Below are 11,958 nucleotides of genomic sequence, written 5' to 3'. Positions count from 1 at the left end.
GTCTTGATTCTATATTATTCCTTTTAATTCCTGATATTCTAGGGTTCGCATGAGTACAAAATTTATCTTCGTAACTGGCGGGGTTGTTTCTTCGTTGGGTAAGGGTATTGCAGCAGCGTCATTAGCCGCTATTTTAGAAGCACGTGGTCTTAACGTGACTATTTTAAAGCTGGATCCTTACATTAACGTTGACCCAGGCACTATGAGCCCAATTCAGCACGGTGAAGTATTTGTAACTGAAGACGGTGCAGAGACTGACCTTGACTTAGGTCACTATGAGCGTTTCATCCGTACCAAGATGACTAGCCGCAACAACTTCACACAAGGTCGTGTTTATGAAGATGTATTACGACGTGAGCGTCGTGGTGAGTACCTTGGTGCAACAATTCAGGTTATTCCACACATCACAAACGACATTAAGCAACGTGTATACGACGGTGCTGAAGGTCGCGATGTAGCAATCGTTGAAATTGGCGGTACAGTTGGTGACATCGAGTCACAACCTTTCTTAGAAGCAATTCGTCAGCTAGGCACTGAAATTGGCCGTGAGCGCGCTTTGTTTATCCACCTAACGCTTGTGCCATTCTTAGGCCCTGCAGGTGAAGTTAAAACTAAGCCAACTCAACACTCTGTAAAAGAATTACGTTCAATTGGTATCCAACCAGATATCTTAATCTGTCGTTCTGATCGTAAATTACCGAATAACGAGCGCGCGAAAATCGCACTTTTCACTAACGTTGAAGAGAAAGCTGTTATTTCATTACCAGACGTAGAAAGCATCTATAAGATCCCTGCGTTACTTAAGTCACAAGAATTAGATAACTTCGTATGTCGTCGTTTCTACCTTGAGTGTCCTGAAGCAGATTTATCTGAGTGGGAGCAAGTGTTATATCAAGAGTCTAACCCTACAGGTGAAGTGACAATTGGTATGGTTGGTAAGTACATCGAACTACCAGATGCATATAAATCAGTAAACGAAGCATTAAAGCATGCGGGTCTGAAAAACCGTTTAACAGTGAACATTGAATACGTTGATTCACAAGACTTAGAAAGCAAAGGTACAGAGTTACTGTCTCACCTTGATGCTATCTTAGTACCAGGTGGCTTCGGCGGCCGTGGTGTTGAAGGTAAGATCTTAGCGGCTAAATATGCACGTGAAAATAAAGTTCCTTACTTAGGCATTTGTTTAGGTATGCAAGTAGCGCTTATTGAATATGCGCGAAACGTTGCAGGCCTTGAAGGTGCAAACTCAACTGAGTTTAACGCTAAATCAGCACACCCAGTTGTTGGTTTGATCACAGAATGGCAAGATGCTGATGGTAACGTTGAAGTGCGTGATGAGCAATCTGACCTAGGTGGTACTATGCGTTTAGGTGCTCAGAAGTGTCATTTAACACCGGGTTCTAAAGTAAGCGAAGTGTACGGTAGCGACGAGATTGTTGAGCGTCACCGTCACCGTTACGAAGTGAATAATCACTACGTAGAGCAGCTTGAAAAAGCAGGTTTAAGTTTCACTGGTTTATCTGAAGATAAGAAACTAGTCGAAATTATTGAGAATAAAGATCACCCTTGGTTTATTGCCGCGCAATTCCACCCGGAATTCACGTCAACACCACGTGATGGTCACCCGCTGTTTGAAGGGTTTGTTGCAGCTGCACACACTCACCAAAAAGCGTCATCGTAATTTAAATAGGCCGTGCTTTATGCACGGCTTATTTGTTTTAATAAGCCAATGGCATTAAGGATAATTAATAAAATTGGCACAAACTCACCATTTTCGGGAAAAGAGGAATCAAGATGTCAGAAATCGTAAAAGTGATTGGTCGCGAAATCATGGACTCGCGTGGTAACCCAACTGTTGAAGCTGATGTACATTTAGCTGATGGTTCATGGGGCCGTGCTGCAGCACCATCTGGTGCATCAACAGGTACTCGCGAAGCGCTTGAATTACGTGATGGTGATAAAGCACGTTACCTAGGTAAAGGTGTTTTAAAAGCAGTAGGCTATATCAACAACGAAATCGCTGAAGCGCTTAAAGGTCAAAACGCAGTTGATCAAAAAGCGGTTGACCAAGTAATGCTTGACTTAGATGGTACTGAAAACAAAGAAAAACTAGGTGCTAACGCTATCTTAGCTGTGTCTTTAGCAACAGCTAAAGCGGCTGCAAACTCAAAAGGCGTTGAGCTTTATGAGCACATCGCAGACCTAAACGGCACACCAGGTGTTTACTCTATGCCATTACCTATGATGAACATCATCAATGGTGGTGAGCACGCTGATAACTCTGTTGATATTCAAGAATTCATGATTCAGCCTGTTGGCGCTAAAAACTTCCGTGAAGCGTTACGTATGGGCGCTGAAGTTTTCCACAGCTTAGCAAAAGTACTTAAAGCTGAAGGTCACTCTACATCAGTAGGTGATGAAGGTGGTTTTGCTCCTAACCTTGAATCAAACGAAGCGGCACTTGCTGCAATCAAGGTAGCTGTTGCAAATGCAGGTTATGAGCTTGGTAAAGATATCACTCTAGCTCTAGACTGTGCTGCATCTGAGTTCTACGACAAAGAAGCGAATATCTACGACCTTAAAGGCGAAGGTAAAAAATTCACTTCTGAAGAATTCAACCACTTCCTTAAAGGCCTTACTGAGCAATACCCAATTGTTTCAATTGAAGACGGCTTAGATGAGTCTGATTGGGATGGTTTCGCACACCAAACACAACTAATTGGCGACAAAGTACAATTAGTAGGTGACGATTTGTTCGTAACTAACACGAAGATCTTAAAGCGTGGTATTGATAACGGTATTGCTAACTCAATCCTAATCAAGTTCAACCAAATCGGTTCATTAACTGAAACGCTTGCTGCTATCAAAATGGCTAAAGACGCTGGCTTCACAGCTGTTATCTCACACCGTTCAGGTGAAACTGAAGATGCGACAATTGCTGATTTAGCAGTAGGTACTGCAGCTGGTCAAATCAAAACGGGTTCATTAAGCCGTTCTGACCGTATTGCTAAGTACAACCAATTACTTCGCATTGAAGAAGTATTAGGTGAAAAAGCACCTTACAACGGTCTTAAAGAGGTTAAAGGTCAGTAATCTGGCTTAGCTATCAAGACTCTAAAAAACCTCCTTCGGGAGGTTTTTTTATAGCTGAAATTGTTGTTTTAGGATCTCGCCGGTGAAGCTTGTTTTTAGATAAAAGCCGCGAGGTAAGGTTTGTACTATCTGGCCATTCGGGCCAATTGCATCAGTTAGCGCTTTGCTATTGGCAGCTTTTGGCCTTATTTGCATTACATCACCTAAATGACCCGAAATTTCATCTACGCGACCAAGGGCGATGAGCTCCATTTGTTCTTCCCAATCACGCTGTAAAAGGGCATCTTGCTCTGCGCTTGGCTGCCATAAAAAGCCGCTGCCTATGGTACGGTGAAAAGGCAGTATTTCGCGTTCGCCTAAAATCGGTAACCATAAAACATGATTTAATTTTTTACGAACCGTACTTTGCTGCCAAGTCATTCCTGTTACATTTAAAAGCGGCGTGACTGAAACAAAGGTTGTTTCGAGTGGTTTGCCTTTAAATGAAATCGGTAGTGTTTTTAACTCAATGCCTAATTCTTCAAAATCAGGTGTTGGCTTTGAACCGGCTGTTGCGCCAAGAACATATTCAATAAGTTGCCCAGTCCAGCCCTTTTCACGTAGTAAATCGTCAGGAGTTTTAAATTGATATTGCTCAGCTAATTGCCCTAAGGTGAGGCCGGCAATAGCATCAACACGTTGCATTAATTCGTTTACTGAGGCTGGTTTTATTGGTCGCATAAGGCGTTTATTTGATTGTCTAATTATCCGGTTCATGATAGCAAATACGCGCCTTAGTGGATATCTTTGTGTTTGGGTGTTTTTTGCGCATGTTAAGTGTGAGCTAAAAATAACCAGTGTTACTTTTGATTGTTAAGCTCTAACTATTTGATATTAAATTAATTTAATGTTTTTGTATGGTGTTTCCATTTCATTAATTAATCAGTTGTTTGTATAAATACAGATATATAAACATGTTTATCCACAGTTTCTGTGGAGAAAGTGGATATTTCAACGGTTGATTGTGGATTTGTTTGCAATTTAGGCATGATTTATAAAAGTTATGCACAAGCTGTGGGTAAGCTGATAAAAATACGGTTGTAAATAGTTATTTTATTCAAACGCCGCATTTTTATAAAAATGACTTCGTAACACCTTGATTAAAAGCATTTGTTGAAAATTTTATTTTCAATCTAATTTAGGCTTCGGTGTAAAGTGTTTGCTGTATCGCAGGTTATGTGGAACAATCAATAAAAATCGACTTACAAATGAGGCACTAAGGTGATTGATGCCGAAGGTTTTCGTGCCAATGTCGGAATTGTAATTTGCAATAATCAGGGACAAGTATTTTGGGCTCGTCGCTATGGTCAGCACTCTTGGCAATTTCCCCAAGGTGGTGTTGATGACGGTGAAACAGCAGAGCAAACCATGTACAGAGAATTACACGAAGAAGTGGGCTTGCTTCCTGAAGACGTTGAGATCGTCGCAAGTTCTAAACATTGGTTACGCTATAAATTACCCAAACGTTTAATTCGCAGAGACTCAAGTCCTGTGTGTATTGGGCAAAAGCAAAAATGGTTTTTACTGAAACTTCGTTGTAAAGATGAAGATGTAAATTTACTTAAAACTCATCACCCCGAGTTTGATGATTGGCGATGGGTGAGTTATTGGTATCCGGTTAGGCAAGTTGTTTCGTTTAAGCGCGATGTATATCGTCGAGTAATGAAAGAGTTTGCTCCGTTTGCAATGCCGTTTAATAAACGAGAGCAACAAAAAGATCATTGGCGACAAAAACGATAAGGCCTGCCTTATCTAAATTAAAGGAGCAGCATCATGTTAGCCACGCTCAGGTCAATTGCTGAGGCAGTGTCGCAACAGGCGGACTTAAACAGTGCGCTAGGGTGTTTTGTGCAAATGGTAAAAGATGCCATGCAAACACAGTGCTGCTCGATTTATTTTGCAGATTACAGCCAAGACAACTTTGTATTGATGGCCACCCAAGGCCTAAACCCAGATGCAGTGGGTAAGTTTCGTATAGGCTTTACCGAAGGCCTCGTTGGTCTTGTTGCTCAACGTGAAGAGCCCATTAATATTGCTTTTGCAAAGTCACACCCACGTTTTAAACTCTCACCTGAAGTTAATGAAGAAGGCTACAACGCATTTTTGTCAGTGCCAGTTGTGCACCAGAAAAAGGTTTTAGGGGTTATTGTTGTTCAACAAAAACTAGCCCGTGTGTTTAGCCCTGACGAAGAGTCATTCTTAATTACGCTTTCAGCACAGCTGGCTTCTCAGTTAGCTCATGCCGAAATAAAAGAAATATTACGCGTTGATGAGTTTTCCCACCAAACCTCGGTACTTAAAGGGGTATCAAGTGCGCCAGGTATTGCCATAGGCGAGGCCTTTGTGGTGATCCCTAAACTCGACTTCAATTCGATTGAATTACAAAAAGATGACGATGTAGGCACACAGCGAAAACTATTCACACAAGCAGTCGCTGCAACGCGTAACGAGTTTAATACCTTATCAATGACGCTGAGTGACTCTATTCCTCAAGAAGCACTCGCGGTTTTTGATGTTTATCAGCAGTTGCTCGATGCAAAAAGCCTTGGTCAAAATGTTGAAGCACAATTACAGCAAGGCTGGAACGCTAAAAGTGCTTTGAAAATTGTTATTGAGAAATTAGTTACTCAATTCAATGCGATGCAAGACCCTTATATTAAAGAGCGTGCCGTTGATGTTAAAGACATTGGTTTGCGTGTATTACACCATTTAGTGAATACCGAGCATGCGGCAAAGCCTTACCCTAAAGACACTATTTTAATTGCCGGTACATTAACCCCTGCCATGCTCGCTGAAGTGCCAAAAGGGCACCTTGCTGGGGTCGTGAGTGTTAATGGCGCGGCAAATAGCCATGCTTCTATATTAACGCGTGCTATGGGGATCCCAGCAATTTGGGGTATTGAAGATGTGCCGCTATTGCAGTTTGAAGGTAAGCCGATGATCTTAGACGCCTATTCAGGACGTTTATATATCTCGCCTTCGCAAATGCTGCAAGAGGAATACACTCAGCTTAAATTTCAAGAAGCATTATTGAACGACCGTTTTGTGGCAGAGCAAAACCTCGATGCAGTTACCAAAGATGGTGAACACATTAGTTTGTTACTTAATGCGGGCCTTGAATTAAATACTGAGCATGATAATAAGCCATTTTGCGATGGGGTTGGTTTGTATCGCACCGAAGCTTGGTTTATGCAAAAAGGCCAGTTTCCTTCACAGTCAGAACAAGAAAAGTGGTATCGCGAAGTGCTAACGAGTTATCACCCTAATCCTGTGGTGATGCGTACACTTGATATAGGTGGCGATAAGGTTTTAGATTACTTCAATATAACGGAAGAAAACCCATTTTTAGGTTGGCGTGGTATTCGTGTGACCTTGGACCATCCTGAGCTATTTTTAGATCAACTCAAAGCAATGCTTAAAGCCAATATTGGTCTAGGTAATTTAAAAATCATGTTGCCAATGATCAGTGGCTCAGAAGAAGTAGATGAATCGTTAAAACTACTCGAACAAGCCTATTTTGAGTTAAGTGAGCAATACCCCGAACAGGCAATAGAACGCCCAGAAATCGGGGTGATGTTAGAAGTCCCTTCAAGTGTATTTATGCTTGAAGAGTGGTCGCAAAAAGTCGATTTTTGCTCTGTGGGTAGCAACGATTTAACTCAGTATATGCTGGCTGTTGACCGTTCAAATGCCCGTGTTGCTGAGCTATTTAATCCTTATCACCCAAGTGTTCTTAGAGTGTTGTTAAAAATAGCACAAGAGTGTCAGCAATATGAGCTGCCATTTAGCTTGTGTGGCGAGTTAGGCGGCGACCCAGAAGGAGCACTATTGCTTATTGCTATGGGGTATCGAAGCTTGAGTATGAACTATGCTTCGATTAGTAAAATTAAGTTTGTGCTTAGGCGACTAAATGTCAGTGATATGGAAAAGTTACTTGCAGAATGCTTATTACAACCAACCGCAAAACATGTACTTAGGTTAACGCGTAACTTTATGATTGAACATCAACTCGGTGAGCTATTTTACACCCCAAGCCAAGGTCAATCATGAGGGGAAATTGTGCTGTGAAGCACCTATACCCAAGCCACCTCAAGATGTAGAATTCAGCGTTTCAACAGGTGCTTAATATCAAGGCGTTACTTTGCAACAATGGCAGTCCCTTTTAAGAAGTAACAACGATGAGAGTAAGTGCCTGTGAAACGCCCAAAGGGTTGGTTTAAAAGCGATTTATACTGCGTTATTGATTTTAACAATAGAACCACTATTACTTGCAATCAATGCCTTGCTTAAATCGCTTTTAATTCCAACTGAAACTCGCATCTTGAGGTGGTTTGGGTATATATATTAGTTTAGTATATGTATATAACAAACTGAATATATGAGTGTGCTATGCATGACGTAATACTTTTAATGGTGTACTGCGCAATTTTGGGCAGCGTGGTTGGATTTTTAGCAGGGTTATTAGGCATTGGTGGCGGTCTGATTATCGTGCCGGTACTTAGTGCGTCATTAGTATCGTTCAATGTTGCCGACCCAAGTCATGTATTAGTTATCGCGATAGCAACCTCGTTAGCATCCATTATTTTTACCTCGACTTCTTCAGCCCTTGCTCATCATCGTAATGCTAACGTGCCTTGGGAAATTGCCCCATGGGTTATGACTGGTGTTGGCCTAGGCGCATTGATCAGTGGCTTTGCAGCAAGCTTTATCCCAGAGCAGCTACTGCGCTTTGTTTTTGCCGGTAGCGTGGTGTTTATCGCGCTCAGAATGGTGTTATCGACACGAAAAAAAGCAGCCAGTGAAAAGCCGCTTCCATCAGGGCCTATTCTTGGCTTTTTATGTGCCATAATGGGGGCGCTGTCAGGACTAATTGGTATTGGCGGCGGGGCGCTTATTGTGCCGCTACTGCATTATTTTTCTGTTGATATTAAAAAGGCCATTGGTTGTGCTGCTGCATGTGGTATTGTCATTGCCCTGTTCGGCTCGGTGGGTTACGTATCTGCCGGGTGGCAATTAACATCTTTCAGTGATGGATTTGCCGGATTTGTGTATTTACCTGCGTTAGTAGGGATTGTGGTTACCTCGTCGCTCATTGCGCCAATAGGTGCCAAAGCCACGCACTATTTGCCTGTGGCAACAATAAAAAAAGTATTCGCGCTATTACTTGTCATAATTGCGCTTAAAATGGTGTTTAGTTAAAGGTTTTTATTTTTATGGCTCTTCAATTTCCAGATATCGATCCGGTTATTTTTTCGGTAGGCCCGCTCAGCGTACGTTGGTACGGCTTAATGTATTTAATTGGTTTTGCTTTGGCGCTATGGCTTGCTAATCGTCAAGCAGAAAAACCAAATTCAGGTTGGACAAAAGAACAAGTCAGTGACTTGCTCTTTTACGGCATGCTCGGGGTGATACTCGGTGGTCGTATTGGCTATGTATTGTTTTATCAGTTTAGTTACTTTATTGAAAACCCATTGTATTTGTTCAGAATTGACCAAGGTGGTATGTCGTTCCATGGTGGTACGCTAGGTGTAATCACCGCTATTGTGGTGTTTGCTTGGACACGTAAAAAGTCATTACTTGAAGTGGGTGATTTTGTAGTGCCACTCGTGCCGCTAGGCTTATTAGCAGGTCGCATTGGTAACTTTATTAATGGTGAACTATGGGGCCGAGTCACAGATGTGCCTTGGGCATTTATCTTCCCATCAGGTGGCCCAGAGCCGCGCCATCCTTCACAATTATACGAAGCCTTTTTAGAAGGCCTAGTGCTGTTTTTAATCTTACAATGGTTTATCAAAAAGCCACGTCCAGCGGGCAGTGTTGCAGGTGTGTTCTTACTCGGTTATGGCGTATTCAGATTTACCGTAGAATACTTCCGTGAGCCAGATGCCCATTTAGGTTTATTTGCAGGCATAATTTCAATGGGGCAAATACTGTCATTGCCGATGGTAATTGGTGGCCTTGGTTTGTTAATATGGGCCTATAAAAAGCCGCAACACAGCGTGGCAAGCAAAGCATAACAAGAGCAAATCAATGAAACAGTATTTAGATTTATGTCAGCGCATTGTTGACGAAGGTGTGTGGGTTGAGAACAAGCGCACAGGAACCAAATGTTTAACCGTTATAAATGCCGATCTTGAATATGATGTGGCAAATAACAAGTTTCCGCTCATCACCACGCGTAAGAGCTTTTACAAAGCGGCGATAGCGGAGCTATTAGGTTATTTACGTGGTTACGACAGCGCTGCACAGTTTCGTGATATCGGCTGCATGACTTGGAATGCAAACGCAAACGAAAACAAAGCTTGGCTTGAAAACCCACATCGTCGTGGTGAAGATGATATGGGCCGTGTATATGGTGTGCAAGGCCGCAGTTGGCAACGCCCGGATGGCAGTCACCTTGATCAGTTAAAAAAAGTCATTGATAACTTATCTAAAGGGATTGATGACCGTGGTGAAATTGTGACTTTTTACAATCCGGGTGAGTTTGAACTAGGTTGTTTACGCCCTTGTATGCATACACACACTTTTTCATTACTGGGTGATACTTTATACTTAACATCATACCAACGTAGCTGCGATGTACCGCTAGGCTTAAACTTTAATCAAATTCAATGTTTTGTGTTACTTGCTTTAGTTGCACAAATCACCGGGCATAAACCGGGTAAGGCATATCATAAAATAGCAAATGCGCATATTTATGAAAACCAACTTGAGTTGATGCGTGATGTGCAGCTCAAGCGTGAGCCATTCGCGTCACCAGAATTAAAAATAAACCCAAATATTAAATCACTAGAAGACATTGAAACCTGGGTTACAAAAGACGATTTTGAAGTAGTAGGTTATCAGTGTCACGATGCAATTAAGTATCCGTTTTCAGTGTAACAACAATAAAATTTAAGGAGAAATCAATGAAAGCAGTGATCCCAGTTGCTGGTCTTGGCACGCGCATGTTACCTGCGACTAAAGCAATCCCTAAAGAAATGCTTCCTATTGTTGACCGACCGCTGATCCAGTACGTTGTAAATGAAGCAATTTCAGCAGGAATTAAAGAAATTGTTTTAGTGACACATTCAAGTAAAAACTCAATTGAAAACCACTTTGATACCAGTTTTGAGCTAGAAGCAACGCTAGAAAAGCGTGTAAAGCGTCAGTTACTTGCAGAAGTACAATCAATCTGTCCGAAAGATGTAACAATTATTCATGTTCGCCAAGGTGAAGCGAAAGGCCTTGGTCATGCTATTAATTGTGCTGCACCTATCATAGGTGATGAACCATTTGTTGTTATTTTACCTGATGTGATCATTGATGATGTGGCAAGCGACCTTAAAAAAGATAACTTAGCTGAAATGATCCAGCGTTTTGAAAACACCGGTGAGAGCCAAATCATGGTTGAACCTGTGCCACAAAGCGAAGTGGATAAATTTGGTGTCGTTGATTTAGGTGATGTAAAAATTAATCAAGGTGAGAGCGCAGCTATTTTAAACATGGTTGAAAAGCCTCCAGTTGATCAAGCTCCATCAAATCTAGCTGTTGTGGGTCGTTATGTACTGAGCAAAAATATTTGGCCGTTACTTGCAAAAACCCCAGCAGGCGCTGGCGACGAAATCCAATTAACTGATGCCATTGCTATGCTAATGGAAAAAGAAATAGTTGATGCCTACTCAATGAAAGGCAAAAGCCATGACTGCGGCAGCAAAATTGGTTATTTAAAAGCTATTGTTGAATTTGCACTACGCCGTGATGAATTCAAAGACGAGCTTACAGACTTCATAAAGTCGCTGGTTAAATAATCAATTCTAATTACCTAGTTGAAAATTATGTAAAAAAAGTGTCTATATGGCACTTTTTTGTTATTTACATGATCCCCACAATTGTCGATTATTACCCAATAAAGGATTTTTCTGATATACCTAGCTCTTAACGCATTGTTAAGATTAAAGATCAGTGAGATGCTTATATATCCCTGTAGGATAGTTAAACTTAGCTATACTTATAAAAATACCTATGTAAAAACGGATTTTTATTGCTTTAGGTTGTCTAATATGAAAACTTAAGTAGTAGGGTGTCATTAAGTTTTTATTGCAGTAAGTTAAGCACTGTACTGAAAATATTATAATAACAAATAATGTGTTAGAGTTTTCTTATGCAACGTCTCAAATGATGTTTATGGCTTTTGTATAGGCAAGTGCTAACAGATAGACTTCTTTAAAAAGAAGCAAATTTTTAATGGTACGTTTAAGAATCCTACTTATGAAATATTGCTCAAAACCTTTGCGTTACAGTATATGCCTATTGGTGTTATTGACTGTGTCTGGTTGCAGTAATAAGGCACTTCCAAATATCTCCTTTAACACGCTTTCTGTTTTCAATATTTTTCAGTACCTAAGCAATAATAAGGTAATGCAAAACTCATTCTTATTGGCACAAACCCAAAATGAACCTGTCAGCACAATGCTTGATCAAGCAGACACGTCGCAAGCATTGCCAAACGACTCTTCAGACGCTGTGAAACCCGATTATGCATTTGCTCTACAGTTAGCATCGGTTAATTCGGAGCAAGGCCTTGCTTCAACATTAAAAAAAATGGCTAAACGAGCACCCAGTATTTTTCAGGGAAAACCGATACTCAATGTCGAAGTCGCAGATGTAAATGAACATACCTATTATCGACTTAAATTTGGTGGCTATAAATATTTGAAGAATGCCAAAGCTGACTGTGAAGCGATTAAGCGACAAGGGATTGATTGTTGGGTTAGCAACTATACTGACAACCGAATTTATTTTTAGCGTCAAATATTCGCGCTAAAGGTGGCATTTTTATTG

Annotated in this window: 10 protein-coding genes; 9 read left to right on the top strand and 1 reads right to left on the bottom strand. The window is 41.1% G+C overall.

Annotation, left to right across the window (positions count from 1 at the left end; all coding sequences use genetic code 11):
• Positions 1–49: 49 nt before the first annotated feature.
• Both C2M33_RS20425 and eno read left to right on the top strand, forming a co-directional pair.
• Positions 50–1,684, top strand: a complete 1,635-nt coding sequence (locus C2M33_RS20425; RefSeq protein ID WP_063706470.1) for a CTP synthase — start codon at positions 50–52, stop codon at positions 1,682–1,684.
• Positions 1,685–1,797: 113 nt separating this feature from the next.
• A complete protein-coding gene (eno, locus tag C2M33_RS20420; protein ID WP_105175270.1) occupies positions 1,798–3,096 on the top strand; it encodes a phosphopyruvate hydratase in 1,299 nt (432 codons plus the stop codon).
• Positions 3,097–3,144: 48 nt separating this feature from the next.
• Here eno and mutH read toward each other — a convergent pair whose 3' ends face one another.
• Entirely contained in the window at positions 3,145–3,816 is a 672-nt protein-coding gene (mutH, locus tag C2M33_RS20415; protein ID WP_063707194.1) for a DNA mismatch repair endonuclease MutH, read from the bottom strand.
• A 540-nt stretch (positions 3,817–4,356) separates the two neighbouring features.
• Between mutH and rppH the strand changes: the two genes are divergently transcribed.
• From rppH to C2M33_RS20380, 7 genes are all read left to right on the top strand, one after another.
• Positions 4,357–4,875, top strand: coding sequence for an RNA pyrophosphohydrolase (gene rppH / locus C2M33_RS20410; protein ID WP_063706472.1), 519 nt, complete (start codon positions 4,357–4,359; stop codon positions 4,873–4,875).
• Positions 4,876–4,908: 33 nt separating this feature from the next.
• Entirely contained in the window at positions 4,909–7,185 is a 2,277-nt protein-coding gene (gene ptsP / locus C2M33_RS20405) for a phosphoenolpyruvate--protein phosphotransferase (protein WP_105175269.1), read from the top strand.
• Between the two features lie 339 nt (positions 7,186–7,524).
• Positions 7,525–8,334 carry a sulfite exporter TauE/SafE family protein gene (locus C2M33_RS20400; protein ID WP_105175268.1) on the top strand — a complete coding sequence of 270 codons (810 nt, stop codon included), beginning with the start codon at positions 7,525–7,527 and terminating at the stop codon, positions 8,332–8,334.
• Between the two features lie 14 nt (positions 8,335–8,348).
• Positions 8,349–9,152 carry a prolipoprotein diacylglyceryl transferase gene (gene lgt, locus C2M33_RS20395; RefSeq protein WP_063706476.1) on the top strand — a complete coding sequence of 268 codons (804 nt, stop codon included), beginning with the start codon at positions 8,349–8,351 and terminating at the stop codon, positions 9,150–9,152.
• 13 nt (positions 9,153–9,165) lie between these two features.
• Positions 9,166–10,017 carry a thymidylate synthase gene (locus tag C2M33_RS20390; protein ID WP_054562236.1) on the top strand — a complete coding sequence of 284 codons (852 nt, stop codon included), beginning with the start codon at positions 9,166–9,168 and terminating at the stop codon, positions 10,015–10,017.
• 26 nt (positions 10,018–10,043) lie between these two features.
• Positions 10,044–10,925, top strand: a complete 882-nt coding sequence (gene galU / locus C2M33_RS20385) for a UTP--glucose-1-phosphate uridylyltransferase GalU (protein WP_105175267.1) — start codon at positions 10,044–10,046, stop codon at positions 10,923–10,925.
• 610 nt (positions 10,926–11,535) lie between these two features.
• Positions 11,536–11,922: an SPOR domain-containing protein gene (locus C2M33_RS20380; RefSeq protein ID WP_158685613.1), complete on the top strand. Its 387-nt coding sequence runs from the start codon at positions 11,536–11,538 to the stop codon at positions 11,920–11,922.
• The last annotated feature ends 36 nt before the right edge of the window (positions 11,923–11,958 follow it).

Origin of the sequence: Pseudoalteromonas sp. T1lg122 (assembly GCF_002964825.1) — a bacterium.
In the GTDB taxonomy this organism is placed as follows: domain Bacteria; phylum Pseudomonadota; class Gammaproteobacteria; order Enterobacterales; family Alteromonadaceae; genus Pseudoalteromonas; species Pseudoalteromonas gelatinilytica.
The sequence above is the reverse complement of the archived record's forward strand: the minus strand, read 5'-3'. Positions and strand labels throughout refer to the sequence as shown.